The organism is Lacrimispora sphenoides (genome assembly GCF_900105215.1).
GTDB lineage: Bacteria > Bacillota > Clostridia > Lachnospirales > Lachnospiraceae > Lacrimispora > Lacrimispora sphenoides_A.
Map to the genome: position 1 here is coordinate 1,444,776 of NZ_FOIP01000001.1, position 20,196 is coordinate 1,464,971.

General features: G+C 44.3%; 5 protein-coding genes and 1 tRNA gene. 4 read left to right on the plus strand and 2 right to left on the minus strand.

Annotated elements, in window-relative coordinates:
• Positions 1-24: 24 nt before the first annotated feature.
• Both nudC and BMW45_RS06685 read right to left on the minus strand, forming a co-directional pair.
• Complete coding sequence (gene nudC, locus BMW45_RS06680; RefSeq protein ID WP_092241534.1) at positions 25-867, minus strand: NAD(+) diphosphatase; 843 nt, start codon at positions 865-867, stop codon at positions 25-27.
• Between the two features lie 173 nt (positions 868-1,040).
• Positions 1,041-1,622, minus strand: a complete 582-nt coding sequence (locus BMW45_RS06685) for a biotin transporter BioY (protein ID WP_092241536.1) — start codon at positions 1,620-1,622, stop codon at positions 1,041-1,043.
• Positions 1,623-1,866: 244 nt separating this feature from the next.
• On the opposite strand from BMW45_RS06685, the gene BMW45_RS06690 reads away from it, so the two are divergent.
• The 4 genes from BMW45_RS06690 to BMW45_RS06705 all read left to right on the plus strand — a co-directional run bounded on the left by BMW45_RS06690 (position 1,867) and on the right by BMW45_RS06705 (position 20,054).
• Entirely contained in the window at positions 1,867-17,184 is a 15,318-nt protein-coding gene (locus BMW45_RS06690) for a doubled motif LPXTG anchor domain-containing protein (protein ID WP_092241538.1), read from the plus strand.
• Positions 17,185-17,359: 175 nt separating this feature from the next.
• Positions 17,360-18,694, plus strand: a complete 1,335-nt coding sequence (gene gdhA / locus BMW45_RS06695) for an NADP-specific glutamate dehydrogenase (protein WP_092241540.1) — start codon at positions 17,360-17,362, stop codon at positions 18,692-18,694.
• A 256-nt stretch (positions 18,695-18,950) separates the two neighbouring features.
• A complete protein-coding gene (locus BMW45_RS06700) occupies positions 18,951-19,838 on the plus strand; it encodes a DUF3881 family protein (RefSeq protein WP_092241542.1) in 888 nt (295 codons plus the stop codon).
• Between the two features lie 139 nt (positions 19,839-19,977).
• A tRNA-Arg gene (locus BMW45_RS06705) sits at positions 19,978-20,054 on the plus strand.
• The last annotated feature ends 142 nt before the right edge of the window (positions 20,055-20,196 follow it).

Below are 20,196 nucleotides of genomic sequence, written 5' to 3' on the forward strand. Positions count from 1 at the left end.
GGTCGGCCTTTTGCTTTTTTTATTCTATGACACCTTTCCATTTTTGAAGAGAAGGATCATTTCATGGGTCAGGCTTAAATTGGTGAAATCATCAGGGATATCCTCAGGAGCCATCCAGATGGCTGTGGATAATTCAGTTTCATCCAGGCGGACCTGTGGAGAACCATCCAGCTCAGCCCAGTATCCGACTAAAATGGAATCGCTGAATCCCCATGGCTGGTTTTTATAATAGCGGATATTTTTGACCCGAAGCCCTACTTCCTCCATCACTTCCCGGTTTACCGTTTCTTCCAGGGTTTCTCCGAATTCCGTATAACCTGCGATCAGGGCAAACCGGGTATATTCCCTTCCGGCATACTTAGTCAGCAGAAGCTTTCCGTTGTACGTGACAGCCACAATGACGGCTGGAGCAATCTTTGGGTAAACGGTATTGCCGCAGGAGGAACAGACCATGGACCTTTCTTTTTTGCTTTTCATCATCGGAGAGCCACAGCAGCCGCAGAACCGGTTGGAGCCGTAAAACCGGTGGAGCTGTCCTGCGGAAATAGCTGCAAAGGACACCCACATGGGCTTTAGATCCCTTATGATCCCTGTTTCGTACAAGGAAAGAGAATCTGTTTCTGTCAGTGTGACTGCGGTTTCATCTATAAGAAAAAAATCCATCTGGTCAATGGAAAAAAGATAGTCAGAGCAGGACATGGCTTCCTTGCTCTGGCTTTTTAAATCTTCAAACTGAGGGATTCTTTTGGAAGTCCTGTGATCAAGGAGGAGACGGCCATCCTGAAGATAAAGAAAATAGCTGTCCATGCCAGGTGTTTTTATATGAAATTCGTTATGGAAAACATGAGGGAAAATATCCTGTATCATCTTTGAGTAACACCGTTCAGTGAGCCAAATGGAAACTGAACTTCCTTTCTGATTATTTGTGTTGGGGCAATGTAACTATTTTAAGTTTCAAAATGTTTCCTGTCAAGACATAAGGAAATGTTAACGTTAAAAAGCCGGCGCTTTTATAGGCGCCGGCCGGTCAGAAATCTTTATCATTGCCCTGATACGGCTTTTCGAATAGGAATTCCGGTGATGACAGCAATCACTGTAAGTATAATGTCCTTGGGAACAAATGCAACTATGGAATAGGAAAATACGGCTGATACCGACATATCTCCGGATAATGCTGCCCATTGAAGGCCTCCGATGGCTTCATCCAAGAGAGTACCAAGAATCGGAAGGAGAAATATAAGGATTGTGTTTAGAAGCTTGCTGCCGGTTTTCGGCCTGATGCCGCAGAGGAGCACCATAATCAGCCAGCCCCATTTGTAACCGCCGGTAAGATCCAGTAGGAATTGGATGCCTCCGCGAAAGTTTGAAAAGACCGGCAGGCCCACAGCGCCTAAGAGGAGGTAAATCAGAGTTGCTAAAAAGCCCAGCCTCCACCCTAACACGGTTCCTATAAGTGCCACTCCAAAGATCTGGATGGTAATGGGAACTCCTGTTGGCATAGGGATAGATAATTGGGAAATTACGGCAAGAACAGCCGCAAACATGCCGGCCAGGACAAGTTCCTTTGTCGTTATCCGGTTTGCGGATGAGCTCTTTGTTTGAAACGATTTTACTGTATTCATAAGATCATGCTCCCTTATCTGGTATAAAATTCTAATGGCATGGTAACACATGCTGAATTAATTGTCAACCAATAATTTGTAGTAGGTTAACAATTCAAAAACGGTTACAAGAATTATTTTCCAAAACTAAGATAATATAACCAATCTGTAACCAACGGGTTATATACTGAATAAATAGAAAATACAGCTTTGAGCTTATCAATAGATTTTACATGAAGATAGAAATAAATAAGGAGGATAAAGTATGAATGGTGCAGTGAAGAAAGTGCATCGCTTAAAAAGGGTAATTGCCTGGTTGCTGACAGCTGCGATTGTTTCCGGAAATATATCTCAGCTTACAGTTACTACCGCATATGCCTCTGAGACTACAGAACGAAGTGAATCTTCATCCAATGCAGGGAAAGCATCTCCGTCGGAAGCAACTCCGTCCGAAGCGGCAAGGATTATTGACGTCCAAGTCACCCAGTCAGCCATTGAAAAGGTTCTTAAAAAGGATTTTGACAGAAGACCGGAATTAGAGGAAGATTTAATCCCTTTTGAAGGGGATCAAAAGGACCTGGTCATAGGAAAATTGTATGAAGAACTGGAGGGAAAGACTCTGGTGCTCCAGAAAAAGATTGGAAAAGCCATGTATCTGGTGGTGGTATCCGATACCCTGGAGGGAGAACCATTTTTCGAAACGGATAAATCCGAACGGATCAGGCAGGAATCATTCTTAAAGAATATTCAGATCATTGGTGTCAACGGTTATAAGGACCGGGATTGTGAATTCAGGCTGCGGATCATTGGTGATGATTTAATGATCACAGACGCCCAGATGGAAGAGTTTGCAGTGATAGGGGAAAGTTCAAAGACTTCTGAACAGCCATCCTCAACCGGGAAACAATCCGGAGGCTCTGGGAGTGCCGGGACCAAGGAAACAGCTGCTGTAACAGAGGAAGAGACCAAGGCTCAGGAAACGGATTCGGAAGAAACCGAGATCCAGGAAACTAAGATCCAGGAAACTGAGGCTCAGGAAAGCAGTGAGACTGATAAGAATCTTTCGGAGCCGGCTGAAGAAACACAAAGCCAGACAGAGGCTGTGAAAGAGACTAAGACGGAAGAGCATTCGAGAGAAGCCGTAGAAAAATCAGAGAATGCAGTCAAAGAGGAAGATTCCAATTCGGAAGGATCCGGGGAAGATTTTTCTGTAAGCAGCCTGAGTATAAATGGGTTCTCAGTATCAAGGCATGATGTTCCTGTGCTTTTCAGTACTGAAATTACACGGGCAACTGATTCTGAAGCAGACATGGATGATTCCGTCAGTGATGATGCTGATCTTGTCTCTGTAGGGGATACGAAGATCCTGTCAGAAGAGGAACGGGCAGCCCTGATGGGAACAGATATGGCCGCCTTAAATGGAGAGGAAACGAAGATAAATTTATTCTCATTCCTCAGCCAGCCATCCTTTCGCATGGTAGTTCACAGCTATGGAATAACCCTGCTTAATACCGAGGTGGACAGTGAAGGAAAACTTAGTCCTTATGAAACGGCTCTTACTTATTATGGGCCAGATGCTGTAGATAAGAAGGAAGCGGTTGAAGTGAATCTTTCACAAAGCAAGACCGGTTCCATAAAGGCAGGAATTTTATATACCTTTACCATCACCTATACCATGCAGGCAGCACCTCTGTATGAATATGCTGCAGGAGGAAAGCTTTCTTTGTTTGATTCCTATGAGAATGCTAAAATCCTATTTACGGTTCCTGACGGCATAGCCATAGAAGAGCAGCCCGGAAAAGTGAAGCTGGTATCTTCAGATGGTGAGGGAAAAGTTTATGAAATCAGCGTCGGAGATGAGCAGAATGTGATCCGTCCAGGCAAATCAGACAGTATAACCATGAATGCCTATATTGACGGAAATGGAAAAAGAGCGGTTGGTGAGGAATTTACACTGCCTCAGGACAGCGTGGCTTTCTATGCTGACGTTAAAGTAGCGGATAAGACAGATAAGGAACATGTGACTTACCCGGGAAATATTGAAACAATTACTTATGCGGAGCAGCCGGCGGACACCACAATGACTCTTGTGTCCGATGATGCATGGCATATTAAAAAGAGTGTAAGCCCTGCGGATAACTCTTATACGGTGGTAAGAGACAACGCAGGAAACCCTGAATTTGTGGACATTACCTATCTGATTGAAGTCGGTATGTATGGAAGCTCAGGCGATATATCCAGACAACCGGGCGGAACGATTTACCAGACCTATGGCCGTACCGGTTTTAAGGAGGATTCTTTTAAGATTACAGACTCCCTTAAGATCCTTACGGAACATGCACCTGAGGCTATGAAGCCTGTTTCCGTAACAGCCACATGGGGAGATGGATCTGATGTCCATGTGATTAACAACGAGGATGGGTCCATTACCATTGATCAATTTAAAACCCAGGGACAAAACGGGGCAGACCACATTTATGTTTCGGATCAGGCACCCACCTACAGCTCCTATCTGGTAACCGCCCGCTATCCCTATGAACCATTTTTGCTGAAATACAATGATGAGCGCGCAGGGAACAAGTCCGTGTTTACCGTTAACAATAAGGCTCATCTGGAATATGTAAAGCTGGGAGCAGATCAGCTGGTGGCAGAAGATTCTGATGTGAATGTTGCTGTTCATGAAGTCAATAAGCCTGCAGTTATCAAGATAATGAAAGAAATTGACGAGGGTCTTGGCTTAACCCGGAAATATGACTTGGCCATGGAAAAAGAATATCCAGGGATGGCTGGTTTCGAGATCTATTCCCTGGATTCTGACAACAGCCAAACGCCTTATGACAATTATACGGTTATAGACAGTCATAGTCAGAAAATTAACAATAATAACATTGCAGTCAATCCTTCAAACGAAGAGACGGAAAGCGGATTCTACGCGACGGGGGACGATGGCTATATCCAGATCCAGGTGGATCCGGGAACCTATGTGATCAAAGAGAAGTCAAATCCTGTTGGAACCCAATTCAGTTTTGCAAAGTTGGGAACAAATGCCGTTGTGAGTGGAAATGATATTAAAGTCACCTTAAAGGCTGATGAAAGAGCAGAGATCACGGTAGTAAACGAAGTCATTGGAAAAGGAGCGATTGAGTTTTATAAGAAGGCCCGCACCTGGACCAGTGCAGATCTTATTGAAACAAATTTAGCAGCTTTGGATGGAGCAGAATTCACTCTTTATCAGAAAAATGAAGATGGAAGTCTTTCAGAGGTTAAAACCGTAAAATCAGATAACAAGGGATATGTGTTGTTTAAGCCTGTTACGCCTGGCGACTATATTGTGAGAGAAAAAAGTGCCAATGGTTATATCCTTGACAATCATGATTATCAAGTGACCGTAGAGGCCGGTAAGACATCACCTATAAAAACCGGGAATAACATCCTTGTCAACACATTAAATGAAGCAAAGATAAATGTAACAAAGTGGATGCAGGATGACAAGGGTGATTATATAAAAGTACCCGGTGTCAACAGAGGAGACTTTAACAATAAGTTCTGGTTTGAGGAGAATGTGGGGGGAACATGGAAAAAAGTGAGTGTTGGCTCCAAAACCATCTACTCTCTTGATGACGCAAGCCAGTTTAATGCGGCACTTCCGGTTTTTGATGGAAGGGGCAAAAAAATTGAGTACCGCATCGTTGAAGAAGTTCCCGAAGGATATTCCGACGGAAATGGAAGCAAAGACGGTTTTTCACAGGAGACAAAGGAGAATAAGACTTACATTTATAAGACCTTTACTCTTGAAGCTTTAAAGATGACTCAGGTAGATTTGAAAAATAATAAGGGCGGAACCTTAAAACTTCAAAAGGATGCCTGGTCCATTAACAGCAATAGCTTAAATAAGAATGCTTCAAAAAGTGGATTCCAGTTTAACCTTTATTATAAAGTTGGGAATGACTTTACTGAAGTATTGCCCCAAAAAGTTTATACAACAGATGGCAAAGGAGAAATTCTGGTAAAAGGCCTTGATGTGACAAAGGAATACTATTGGTCTGAGATTAACAGCAGCGGAAGGCTGGAACCAGAGGATTCCGCGAAGACAGTTATTTCGGAGGATAAAGTTTTCATCGGTCCTTATAAGGTTACCAGAGAAAGTGATACGACCGTAAAGGCCTATAACATTCCTCAAAAGATTCCTTACTGGCTTTATAAGGTTGATATCACAGATAATAAAAATCCGATAACAGCACAATTTAAAATTACGAGAGATGTGGATAAGACAGTGATTTTTAACGGTGCGGTATCCAATGTGGGGACATATGTTATTCTTGATCCCGGAACAGACTATATCATTGAAGAAATAGTGGCTCCTGTTAATTTTGTAAAAGGGAATAGCATTAAGATCACAACTCCAAATGGGCCTGTTCTAAAAGCAGATCTGGAACGGTGGTTTTCCCAGGGAAACATGGAGACTCGCCGGACCTTTGAAAATAAGCCATATAAATCTGTTTCTATCAAAAAGACACAATACGATGCAAACGGAACGGCAAATCAAAATGCAGTAATACCATTTGATGTCTATGTAAAGAACGGCAGTGACTTTACAATTGCAGGCAGTTTGAATTCCAGTGTTTCAACTCAGCTTGCTCCTGGAACGTATTACTTTAAAGAAGTGGTTCCAAGCGGTAATATCAATCCTTATTATTTGCTTTCTGATGCTGAGAAAGCACAAGGTGCCCATCCAGGTGATCCTGGTTATGAGATTTACGGTACCGATGTATATTATGGACCGGTCATAATAACCGCAGCATCTGCAAGTAACGAAAAGAATCTGGCCCTCTATCTGGCAGGACCGAATAAGCCGTTAGTAAATTATAAGGATTATGGAAAAGTAACGGTCACCAAAAAAGATGCTTTGAGGGATATCACTGTGAACGGAGCAGTTTTTGGTATATTCAAAGCGGAAGGATTTGATGTTAATAATTGGGAAAACAGCATTCTTAATCCGATTCAGACGGCAACTACCAGCGGGAGCGGTCAGGCAACCTTTGACAGCTCAAGTCTTAAGATCTTCGACACCGATGGAAGCAGGATTGCTTATGTTATTGCTGAAATAACACCGCCGGAAGGATATCTGCCCTCCCATGAAATTTTAACGACTACTTTAATGGAAGGCAAAGTCATCACTACGGTCAATGGGGATACAAATGGAAGTCCGCTTGTTATTAAGAACGAACCAAAGCTGACCATCCGCACCCAGAAATATTGGAGAGATGGATGGAACTATCAATTCTATCCGGTGGATCATGTTCTTGGAAACGTAAAACTGGCCCTCTATAAGGTAAATGCAGACGGCATCACAGCAGACTACGTGAAAACAGAAACCACCAATACCTATGACGGAATTGCAACCTTCTATGATATTAACCGGAATGATACCTACTATGTGGTTGAGGTTCGGGTTCCCACTAAGGAAGAGACCGGCTTTGGTTTTGATCTGAATATGATGGATAAAACACCTTTGGCAGAAGGTAACAGCGAACCGCCAAAAACTCTTTCTGTTTCAGATTTAGAGGCAGGTACGTACAATGCAGTGAAATATACGGGTAAGGATCTTGCAGAAACAGCGGACTCTTTAATCCAGAATACCGATCCACTTTATAACTATAAGCCATGGGTTCAGTTTAATATATTGAAAACCTGTGATGGAACGGCATTTGATGGAACTTCTCATTCAGCGGAAAATGTCAACGGAGCTAAATTCACCCTTTATAAGATGAAGGGGGATGAGAAGGATCTGTCAGGAATCCGTTTAGAAGATTTAGCTGATGAAAGTCTGTTTGAGAAGGTTGACAGCTATGAGAGCGGTACCCGGATCAATCCGAAGACAGGAATCAGGGCGGCTGGAGAATTTGATACCGCCATTTTGGAAACCGGTAAGGTATACTGGCTAGTCGAGGATGAGTCAGCACCAGGATATCAACTGCCAGGAGGACGGCAGATCGTAGCAGTATTTGCACCAAAAGACTCCGGTTATTCAGGATATAATGATATGCTTCACCTATATGAGAACGGGCGGAATGATCAAATCGCTGTGGTGAAAAATCAGCATGGAGATGGACCGGGAGGTCTTGATGCATACTATTTCCAGATCGCATTAAACAAATGGTTAAAGGATGCCGGAAAGCCGAATGCAGAACCAACTCTTTTAGGCGGGGCTAAATTCCAGATATGGCTTCTGGATCCGGATAGTAAAGAAAAGCTGCTTCCTGTGGAAGTGGTTGAAACCGGTCTGGAATCTGACAGTGAGAACAAAACAGGCTATGCCCTTTCCAAGATGATCAGCATGGGGAAACTTAAGGCTGAGCTTGAAAGTAAGGGATTTGACGAAACCAGTATAGACAGGATCCTTAAACTTGAGAATGAAGAGGTAAAAGTTCTCTTTGGACTGGAAGAGGTATATGCGCCTTCCAAGATCCAGATGGATACTACCCTTCATTACCTGAAAGTGACGATTCCGAAAAATAAGGATATCATTGATTCCCAGTATTTCTGGGAGCAGGGAAAATCTGAGGAATACCGTCTGATAAATACAGTGCTGGATCAATATCCGGTAACTCTTGCAAAATACGGATACGTACCGGATACCGGTACCTTTGGCAAAACCGATGAGGAACTGAATGTTCTTAACATTGGAAAAACTCCTTTAAGCGGCGTGCAGTTTGAAATCTGGCAGTATCTGTGGGAAAACGGCAGTTACAGCTATGTAAAGATCGGAACTTATACCACGGAAAGCAATGGCCAGGTAAAGATACCCAATGGCTTAAAAGCAGGACGGTATAGGCTAAAGGAAACCCTGACCGTTGGCCAGCAGAAGAACTATATTACCATGTATACCGGTGAGAACGATCTTTGGAGATACTTTACAGTCGGAAGCACTCCTTCCACTGTAAACGTCTATAACCCGGAGAAGCCGGAACTGGTAATTGAAAAGACCACCTGGGCAGGAAATCCATTTATTGACCTTGGCGGAATCATCTTTACCATTCAAAAGCAAGGCGGCAGTGAGATCAAGGCGGCTACCATAAAACTGGCGAATGGAAAATATGCTGCCAGCTTTTCTAACTTAAACAGCGGCGTTTACACCATAAAGGCGGAAGCCTTAGGAAGCGAAGCGGCAAAAGCCGTGACCAGCGGATATTTTGAAACAGCGACAGTGAATGTGGGATATGAGGCAAAAGCGAACGGAGAAAAGGTAACCCTGGTCCCGGTAGGAAACGGCGTGAAAGGAAAGCTGGCAACCGCAGTCGTTAAGAACCCCCGTCTGGCTGATCTTGTCATTCATAAGACAGATGCAGAAACGAAGGCAAGTGGTTCTGGCATGGCAGGCGCTTCCTTTAAAGTGGAATACCTAAAATTCCGTTCCGGCACGGATTTAATCGGAGGAGTTCTGCAGAATGTAACGGATGTAGGATATAAGAAACCAGATCAGGGCTTTACAGTTAAGGGGACCCTGACTGATAACAAAGATGGTTCCTATACCATGAAGGGCTGTGAGCCTGGCTGGTACCGGATCACCGAACAGAAGGCTCCGGCAGGCTATACCATTGATGCTCAGCCAATGATTGTAGCCGTGGTGGGAGATATGGCAGGCGGATACGAAGGCACTGTTTCTGTGACCATTGAAAACAGAAAGAAAGCGGAGCTGACTGTAACCAAGAAGCTTTTCTTTGGCGACGGGTTCAAAAATGATGAGAACCTTGCTGGTAAGCTCCCAGCTGAAATCGTATTTGATATTTACACCTATTCCAATAATGCCTATAAACAGGTGTTAGATGAAAACAGCAAACCGGTACAGGTAAAGATACAAAGTTTTGCAGCTCAGGATGGTTACTACACGGCAAAGGGAACGGTACTCCTTCCTCAGAATCCGGTGGGCGGAGCTTATTATTTAAAGGAGCATGAAAACTCTGACTGGGTGCTTTCGGCCTTAGGCGTGGAAGATAACGGAACTCTTCAGGCAGATGGTTATATCAAGGCAGGCGGAGTGTCTGATTTTACCTCCCAAAACCCGGTATCCATTACAGTGAATAACCAATATGCCAAGGCTAAGATACGCCTGACCAAGGTAGACGGAATGGATCCGTCCAATCAATTAACGGGAGCAGCCTTTAAGCTTTATTCCGATCCGGAGCTGACAAAAGCGGTGGGAGATTTCACTGAGATAGGGCAGAGCGGAGTATATGAAATTGTATTCTCCACCAAGGTATACAGCCCTGGAACCTATTATATAAAAGAAGTGAATGCTCCTGCAGGCTATATTGCAATTACAACGGCCATACCGGCGGAAGGCCTGGCAGCAGAAACAGGAAAAACAACAGAGATTACCGTTAAGAATCAGGGCGGTATTGATTTAGAGATTACCAAATACAGCGGAAACGGAGGTTTGGAATCTCTCAAGTCAGGAATCAGCTTTGAGCTTTACAGAAAATCAGCCGGAGGTACCTGGACTTATGTTACAGAAGGGACCACCGATTCCCAGGGGAAACTTTCCTTCCGTGGGCTTGATCTTCCTGCAGGCGATTCTTACGGGGTTTATGAAGTAACAAAGAAGGAATATGGCCTGGAAACATTCCGCATGTCTTCCTTTGAAGGGGATGAGGGAACCATCCTTCCCACGACCGCAGATGTAATAAAGAACGGTGAAACGAAAGCAGGTCTTGATCTTTATGTTCTGACAGGAAACAATACCGTTACTCCGGGAGTATATGGCTTTAAAGCCCATAACCAGGAAGCGCTGCCTTTAAGACTCATTAAGAACGATGTAAATAAATCGGATAATCCGGGTGGCTCCGTTGCCGTTTTCATGAAAATAACGGAAAAGGAAACAGGAAATCAGGTTGGAGATATGGTTGCGGTACCGTACGGAGAAGCAGGAATTACGGTTTTACTCCTACCGGGAACCTATGTCATCGAAGAGACGGCAGTGACCCAGAACAGCCTGGGCTATGTGATTAATAAGGATGATACCAGAACCATTTACAGGAAAGAAGTGGAAATTACAAAGGGTATTATTCCAGATGCCTGTGAGTTTACAAATGTAAAACAGAAGACAGGAGTAACACTGGATAAAACATCCCTCACAACCACATTAAAGGATTTATGGTGGAATGAGGGCCAGACAGTGACCTATACCCTGACACCTCATGTGGTCAACAGCATACCTTTGGACCGGTTTGTAATTACGGATACGGGCTTAAAGATGTTAGATGCAGGAAAATCAGTGCTGTCAGAGGCTGATTATACCAATGAAAAATATACGATCACCGGAGTGAAGCCGGGGAAAGCCACGGAACAGAACCGTATCAAGGGCGCACAAACAGGTACCATTATGGCTGATGTAACCTTCTATGATTTTAACGGAATCCAGGTGGGAGAAGTACAGAGCGTTGCGGTATCCAGTGACGGAGAGATTGGTCTGGTAAAACCGGTAAGCGGCAAAAAGGTGAAATCTTTCCAGATCAGCTACCGGGATGACACGTTAAAAGGCTCTACGGATAACCATTATGCCCTTGGAAATGATTTTGTACCGGGAAGCATAGAGGTTACGGTAAAATTAAACCGTCAGGATGCAAAGCTGCCCGACGGAACCTATAAAAAAGAAATTAAATATATCCGCAACGTGGCCGATGTGGCTATGGACTTTAGAACATGGGATATCAACGGAACCCTGTCTCAGAATCAGGAAAAGAGCCAGGCTGAAAAGGAATGCGATATCCAGGTGATTCAGAGCCAGGCGCCGACTATTTCGGTGAAAAAGAGTGTTGATCCTATTAAAGGAATACAGCCAAGTGATATCCTGACTTATACGCTTTATGTAAAGAATGATACCACAAGCGATGATCCTGATATTGTTCCAATGCAAAAGCCTATTCTCATTGATTATGTACCTCTTGGAGTTACCGTATCAGGAGAATCAGCGGGTGAAAACCATCTGTTAAAGGCTGTAACCTTAAAGGATGCTCCCGAGGGGGTTACCATTGAAGAAACGGTCAGAAAGGTTGATAAGGATACCGGGCGGGAGACTTTGTTCATCCAGCTAAACGGAGCTTTAGCCAAAGGCGAATCTGTTTCGGTAGAAGTTAAAGCACAGATTGCGGGCAGCGTTATTAATTACGGAAAGAACATTCTCAATGAACTTTATGTTACCAGCGATGTTCTGCAGCCTGCGTTTTCATTAAACCAGACAGGTGCGTCCTTTATGATCAAAACGGATTCTGGCAGCAAATGGCCCAGCCCAGACCTGCCAAAGGATGTTAAACTTCCAGATGAAAAGTACCGCAGCTATGGCTACGCTTCGGATTCTGCGGAGAACACCATGAGCACCGGCACCGGGCTGGTCCTCCATAAGGAGGTAAAGGGGAATTTAGACACCAGATTCGTATCTGGTACAACGGTAGGAACGGTAGGAAAGAGTGCAGATGATACGGACCTCACCAATTCAGACGGCAGCGTATTATACCGGCTCATGGTAAACAATGATTCAAACAGCAACTTTATCACCCAGCTGCAGTTCATGGATATTCTTCCAGTGCAGGGAGATTACAGTACCGGCGGTTTTGACCGGAAAAGTGACTACCGGCTGAAGTATGTGGGAATCCAGTCCATTGCCATTGAAAACAGAATGGATCATGATTCAGGCCGGAAGGTTTCAGGCTTTAGCCATGAAGTGACTTACTCTGATAAGGTATTTAAAGATTCGGCTACTGCAAAAGCTGGAAAGGATTCCATGCTTAGCGGCAACAGTGATGGTTTCTGGAACGTAAGCTCCAATGATCCCTCAGCCATCCGCATTAAGATCACAGATCCTTTATTCTATCTGGCTCCGGGAGAAAATCTGGTAGTGACCTATGAAACGGTTGTTCCTTATACGGAAAAAAAGGAGCTGGATGACGTGGCTTACGGATATGCGGTCAATGACTTTGCAACTTCCTACAGCTACAAGCAAAACTTATCAGATGATTCAGAGATTAAGTTCATCCAAGTGCAGACCAGCAATGCAGTTCAGGTAGTTTTGATTCCGGGTAAAGTAAAGGTATCAGGACGGATATGGATTGACGATAACAATAATGGTATCCAGGATGAGAGTATTGAAAATGATCATCTTCTTACGGATCTGCTTCCGCTGCTTCAATCCAAGTATTTTGAGGTCAGTCTGATGAAGTACGGTAAGAGCGGCGACAATGAAGATAATGGTACAGTAGGATTAAGCGATGCCAGATTCCTGTTTGACGGTTTGACCCCTGCAAAGCCCTTTGGCATCACGGGATCAGAATTTACCAAGGATCAGGAAAACAGCTGGTACAGCAATCAGTCTTTAATCGTAACAAAGTTAAAGGGTGACGATCCTGCTCACTACCAGATTTTTGTGAAAACCAAAGATATGCCTGTGGGATATGAAGATCTGGTGCTTAAGCTGGCGAAACCAACCATGCTTTCCACCGGGGAAAATCCGGAGGCCGGAAGATCAAGGCTTCCTGAGACTTTAGTAAAGGAAGGTATTAATTACGAAGAGAGCCTTGACAGTAACTTTAAAGGTGGAAAGGGTTCTTATTCATCGGAAGACTTCTTCTTATGGTCGACGGGAGATATTTATGATAAGACAAAGGATATTGGTTTTGTACCATTTAGAAATGTAACAATTAAAAAGACAAATGAAGCCGGAAATCCGGTAGAAGGCGCTCATTTCAGCGTATATGGTCCGTATACGAACGAGGAGATGACAGCGTTTAAGAAAAATGGAATTACGAATACGGAAGCACTTGGAAAACCGGTTGCCCAGGGCAGTACGGCTCTGGACGGAACGGAGGCAATTTGGAGTGCGGGTGAGCTTCTCTATTACCGGAATTATATCGTTGTAGAGGATCAGGCGACTGCAGGATATGAAATTGCCAATGCAAAGACCGCTGATATGGTTCCTATGGATTCCTATCAGGTAAAGGGGCAGAAGGCCTGGGAGCTTCTCAGCAAGGAATTTAAGACAGATGGAAACCCGATACCAAGTGTTATAACGGTTAAGAACGGATATGTGTCCGGAAGTCTGGAATTTACAAAACTGGACGGATTGACGGAAAAAGAGCTTGGCGGAGCAGCGTTTAGGATTGAGAAAAAAGATGCAGCGGTAGAGGATGCCTGGAAGGCATTTATAGAGGCCATAAAGGCAGATCCGGAATCCATGGGAGTGACAAAGGTAACGGCAACAGACAATGCGGTGGAATTTGAAGTGGTAACTGGTAAAGTAACACTCACCGGAATCCCATACGGAACCTACACCCTGTCAGAAATCCGGGTGCCTGATGGATACGATATTACAAAGAAGCAGGCTGATATCGAATTTCGGATCGAAACCAACGGGCAGAAGGCAGTGCTTTCAAATCTTCCGGGCAACCTTATTAAGAATACCAGAACCGAATACAGCTTAAGTCTTAAGAAGGCGGATAATACAGGCAACGACAAGGTAGCCGGAATAAAATTCGCCATAACCGGTCCTGGAAAATATGAAAGCAGTTCATGGAACCCGTTTAGCAAGGACACATTTAAGTTAAATGATCCGTCTGAAAGCGGGTATGAAGTAAAACAGACCGATGAAGACGGCCGCATCACCTGGAATCTCCCATACGGAGATTACAAAATAGAGGAGCTGGATGCCGAGGGCTATGAAACAGTAGCACCATTCTATGTAAGAATTGATGTAAATGGAACCGTTTCTCTGTTAAATGGGGAAGGACGAAGCGAGCTCACTTTAAGCAGCTCAGAACAGAACCAGATCAACCTGATTGTAAAGAATGTGATCAAAACCGGATCCCTTGACTTAGAAAAGCTCGACGGGGAAACCAGGAAGGCTATCAGGGGGGCACAGTTTGAGTTAAGCGGAACCTCATTGATTGACGGAGCATTTGCCGCTTACCAGAATCATGTGACCGGTCTTGGAGTATCCCATGTATCAACAGGAACCGAGAACGGAAGGCTCTATATCAGGTTCCAGGTAGATGGAACCGAAGATTCGATGAAAGGTCTTCTGACACAGATCCCATACGGCAGCTACACCTTAAAGGAGATCAAGGCGCCGGAAGGATATTTATTCAGCAGCGGAAGTGAATGGATTATGGATTTTACCATTGAAAGTGCCGAAGGGGTGAACCTGACAGGAAGCAATGGAATTGTCAATACGCCTCACGAGCTGAACATTGAAAAACGAGATCAGATGACGGAAGAAATACTGCCTGGTGCAGTGTTTGTGATGATGACCACAGACGGGACGTATGTGGCTCTGGATGAAAACAACTCTTATACCGGATTAAAGGAAAGCCAGGCGGAAGGTTCTGCGTTTACTACCGGAAGCGATGGAAGGGTTACTGTAAAACGTCTCCCGGCAGGAAACTATGTTTTAAAGGAAATCGAAGCACCTGCTAACTACGGCGTAACTGCTGATAAGGAGATTACCGTGCTCCGGTCCGGCAATACAGAAACCGTAATGGTATATGATGTGAGGAATATGGCCAAAATACGTATCAACAAGGCTGCATCCCACAACCATGAGATGAGACTTGACGGAGCGGTATTTGAGATCTACTCCGACAAAGACTTAACAGCACTTGCCGGCACCATGACAACTGGAAATGGCGGCATTGGGGAATCAGAGATGCTTCCTTTGGGAACTTATTATGTAAAGGAGCAAAAAGCCCCTGCCGGTTATGAATTAAGCGACAGAGTATATGAAGTAACACTTGGCAGTGAAAAAGAGGCTTACACGGTCCAGGCAGACGGAAATGATTTCGTTACCGATGATTATGGAACCGGATCTCTGGTATTTAATAAGGTCGACAGTTTAACAGGAAAAGCGCTTGCTTACGCCCGGTTCTCCCTGACAAAAAAAGAGGCACAGGTAGACGGAGCCTTTGAACATTTTACAGAAAACTTAAAAAACAAGAGTCCGGATGAGCTGAATGCAATGGGAATTAGTGACATTGAGACAGAAGATGGAAAAATCCTCTTTACGGCGGTAAACGGCCATGTTGACATGAAGGGAATCCCATATGGAACGTATACTCTTAAGGAAGAAAAGGCACCAAACGGCTATTTGAGCCTTAATGGAAAGGCAGAATTTGATTTTGCCATTACTGAGGACCAAAGGGAAGCTGACCTTGGAAACGGCAATGCAGTAGTCAATGAGCGGGCCCAGTTTGAACTCCAGCTTAAGAAACTGGATAATCTTGGAAACAGAGTAAGCGGAATTCAGTTTGAGATCTTAGGACCAGGACGGTATGAAGAAAATGGAGTTTTATCTATTTTTGGAGCCAATCGGTTTAAGACTGACGCGGACGCTGACACCGGATTGTTTACCACCGGCGAGGACGGAATCATTTACCTGGGACTTAAGCACGGGGATTACCGGATCAGGGAAATCTCAACCGACCGGTACGATTTCATTGAGCCGTTCTATATCAGGATAGACGAGGAAGGCAAAGTAAGTATCTTAAAGGATAACAGCAGTGCAGTGACGGTTTTAAATGAAGCTCTTGTGACCATTGCTGTGACGAATAAGATCAGCACCGGAAATCTGGAAATGGAAAAGGTAGACGGCGAAAATACCGGAAAGAGGCTTGAGGGAGCAGAATTTGTGCTGTCTAATCTTTCTACCCTGGTTCCGGGAGCCTGGGACAGCTACCGTTATCAGGTGGCATCAGAGGGCGTCTCCTGGACGGCTGATCAGGTTTTGGGGAATACCATAACCTTTGTGCTGAACGGAAAAGGGGTTATCACGAACCTGCCATACGGCACTTACCGCCTGGTTGAGAAAAAAGCACCGGATGGATACCTTCTTGGAACGACACCATGGTCAGTAGAATTTACAATCAATGACTCCAATAAGGAGATCCGGTATACCAAACCAGGACTGTTTGAAAAAACAAATGGAGCGATTGAGAATATGCCGTCTAAGATCACTGTAGTAAAAACCAATGCGGTCTATGCGGATGTGAAACTAAAGGGTGCCGAGTTTATCTTAAAGGCTTCTGACGGTAGATATGTAAAGCTGGATCAAGGGTCCTTTGCCGGATATACGGACGATAAGGCGGCAGCAGGAAGGTTTGTAACCGACAGCGACGGGCAGTTTGTGATAAAGAGGCTGCCAAAGGACACCTACACCTTCCTTGAGACAAAAGCTCCGGCCGGATATTATATTAACAACAATATAGCGCCTGTGACATTCGATGGAATCAATAGCTTTACCATTACCATTCAGGATGAGAAAATCAAAGGCGGCGGAGGTTCATCAGGAGGACCTTCCGGAAAGGATAACCCAGGTGGTCCGGGTAAAATGGTGACGATTGTTCCAGACCCAGTGCCGCTTGCAGACCTGCCCAGTGGAGGATCCGTGGATCTGTTAATTGTTGACGACGGAAACGTACCCCTTGCCAAACTGCCTAAGACAGGTGACCGGCAAAATGCCGCCGGTAAGGTGATGGTGACCCTGTCCGGATTCATGATGGCTCTTTATGCAGCACTTAGCAAAAAGAAAAAAGAAAATTAAAAAAATAAAGGAAATCTGTTTATTGACTTTATTAAATGAACTTGTTATAATTTTTTAGAAGTTATAACAAGGCAAAGGGGCCGGAACTTAAAATAGTTCTGGCCTCTTTTTGCCATTTTAAGTAATACTTCATATATGAGAAGTATGCATAAACCAATCAAAGGAGGAAAAAAATATGTCATATGTGGATGAAGTCTATGACAGGGTAGTGAGCCAGAACCCAGGTGAAACTGAGTTTCATCAGGCAGTTAAAGAGGTGCTTGATTCCTTAAAGCTTGTCATCGATGCCAATGAAGAAAAATACCGTAAGATGGGTCTTTTAGAGCGCCTTGTGGAACCGGAAAGAATCATTTCCTTCCGTGTACCGTGGGTGGATGACAATGGTCAGGTACAGGTGAATAAAGGATACCGTGTTCAGTTTAACAGCGCTATTGGGCCATACAAAGGAGGTCTGCGCCTTCATCCTTCCGTCAACCAGGGAATCTTAAAATTCCTGGGCTTTGAGCAGGTATTCAAAAATTCTCTGACAGGCCTTCCGATCGGCGGCGGTAAGGGAGGTTCTAATTTTGATCCAAAAGGAAAATCAGATAGAGAAGTTATGGCATTTTGTCAGAGCTTTATGACCGAGCTATCTAAATATATCGGAGCAGATCAGGATGTTCCTGCCGGTGACATCGGAGTGGGAGCAAGAGAAATCGGATTCTTATATGGCCAGTATAAGCGGTTGACTGGCTTATATGAAGGAGTTCTTACGGGTAAGGGCCTTACCTATGGCGGTTCTCTTGCACGTACTCAGGCCACGGGATACGGCCTTGTATATATCCTTGATGAGATGTTAAAGCATAACGGCAAGGAGCTGGCCGGTAAGAATGTGGTTATTTCCGGTTCCGGTAATGTGGCGATCTATGCTACGGAAAAAGTTCAGCAGCTGGGCGGCAGGGTCATCGCATTAAGCGATTCCAACGGTTATATTTTTGACAAGGATGGAATTGATCTTAACCTGATTCAGGAAATCAAGGAAGTACGCCGCGGACGGATCAAAGAATATGTGGATGTGCATCAATCGGCTGTCTATACCGAAGGAAAAGGCATCTGGAGCATCCCATGTGACATCGCCCTTCCATGTGCAACACAGAATGAATTAAATTTAGATGATGCAAAAGTGCTGAAAGCAAACGGCTGCTTTGCGGTTGCTGAGGGTGCGAACATGCCATCCACCAGAGAAGCAACAGAGTACTTCTTGGAAAGCGGAATGCTCTTTATGCCGGGCAAGGCAGCAAACGCAGGCGGAGTAGCAACTTCCGCCCTTGAGATGAGCCAGAACAGCCAGAGGCTTTCCTGGACCTTTGATGAGGTGGATGAAAAGCTTCATAACATTATGATTAATATTTACGCTAAGGCAGCTTCTGCAGCTGAGCGTTACGGCGTAAAGGGAAATTATGTGGCAGGTGCAAACATCGCCGGCTTTGAAAAAGTCGTTGAAGCCATGACGTCACAGGGAATCGTATAAGAAAATAAGGGACTGCTTCCCCTAAAAGGGAAGTGGTCCCAATTTTTAAAATAAGAAAAATATGCTGGCATTATCATCATTTTTGGTATATAATAATCGATAAGGCTTGAGGCGGAGTATACTTCGCCTTATTGTTTTCCAGGAATTATTAAAATGAAGGTAGGCATAGCGCAGCCCAAGTTCAGTAAATTAGCCGTTCGGTGAACTGCGGCGAATTGAACTTCCTTAAGATTATTAGAAAGCAGGTGATGATCCTATGCATAAATTCTTGAGAACCATTGGTTTCAGCCAATATCAAAAAGACAAGGAAATAGAAAAATTATTGGATAAGCTCTGTGAAGATTTGTCCGACCTGAAACGGATTCAGATTGATGAGGAATCCAATCTCTGTGAGCTTCGCAGGGAAGTGGCTCCAGGTATGGGGATTGCTGTCTTTGGAGAAATGGACCGGGAAGGTAAATTTCAAAGAAGCTATTATTATCCATATTTGAAAAGTAATGATATGACATCAGAAGTATCCTGTACCATCCAGCGTCACACGGAGCGGGAAACTTACGCCGGCCTTTTGGATGAATTTAAGGTGGGGATTTCCCTCATATTCTATATAGACAATTCCTTTGAGTGCAGGGAACGGATCATTGATCATCATCCTTTGGATACCAAGGATGTCTGTCTTTCCGGTCTTGCAGTAAGTGGTAAGGTCCTTCTTCCCATTCAGAAAACAGAGATTCAGAGGGAAAATGCCAGAGTGGCGGCAATGGACCGTAATACGCTTTTAGAAGCGGCTAAGAACGGCGATGAAGATGCGATGGAGACTCTTACCATTGAAGATATTGATTTATATTCCCAGGCTTCCAGAAGGGTGATGAAGGAGGATCTGTATTCCATCATTGATTCCTGTTTTATGCCCTGCGGTGTGGAATGTGACCAGTACTCCATTATTGGAGAGATCATAAAGATAGATGAGAAGAAAAATCAGATCACCAAGGAAGAGGTTTATGATTTCACTTTGGAATGCAGCGACCTTATATTCCACGTAGGAATTGCGAAAAAAGATTTGGTGGGAACTCCGGAGATCGGACGCAGGTTTAAGGGACAAATATGGATGCAGGGCATCGTAAATTTTACAGAGCCTGTAGAATAAGTTTAAATATGTCTTGACGAAAAGTGCGATTGTGAATATAATAGTAGTCGGACCGCACTCAGCGGGATCGAGTGAATGCCTTCCAAGGGAGTTAAAGCGTTCACTTTTGGGGATTCGCCCCACATAAAATTTCATAAGTGTTTCTGTAGCTCAGCAGGATAGAGCGTCCGCCTCCTAAGCGGAAGGCCAGCGGTTCGAATCCGCTCAGGAACGCCAGAATTTTCGCCGAAGGCCTGATTTTATTAGGTATTCGGCTTTTTTTTATAGAGAATCCCCCGATATGGTGATATATTAATATTCTTATTAAAAGATTATGCTGTGAACCTTAGTTTTAAAGGGTTCACAGCTTTTTCTTTGC

Coding starts and splice junctions, on each gene's coding strand:
- nudC (WP_092241534.1), bottom strand. CDS start 867: ATGATACAGGATATTTTCCCTCATGTTTTCCATAACGAATTTCATATA.
- BMW45_RS06685 (WP_092241536.1), bottom strand. CDS start 1,622: ATGAATACAGTAAAATCGTTTCAAACAAAGAGCTCATCCGCAAACCGG.
- BMW45_RS06690 (WP_092241538.1), top strand. CDS start 1,867: ATGAATGGTGCAGTGAAGAAAGTGCATCGCTTAAAAAGGGTAATTGCC.
- gdhA (WP_092241540.1), top strand. CDS start 17,360: ATGTCATATGTGGATGAAGTCTATGACAGGGTAGTGAGCCAGAACCCA.
- BMW45_RS06700 (WP_092241542.1), top strand. CDS start 18,951: ATGCATAAATTCTTGAGAACCATTGGTTTCAGCCAATATCAAAAAGAC.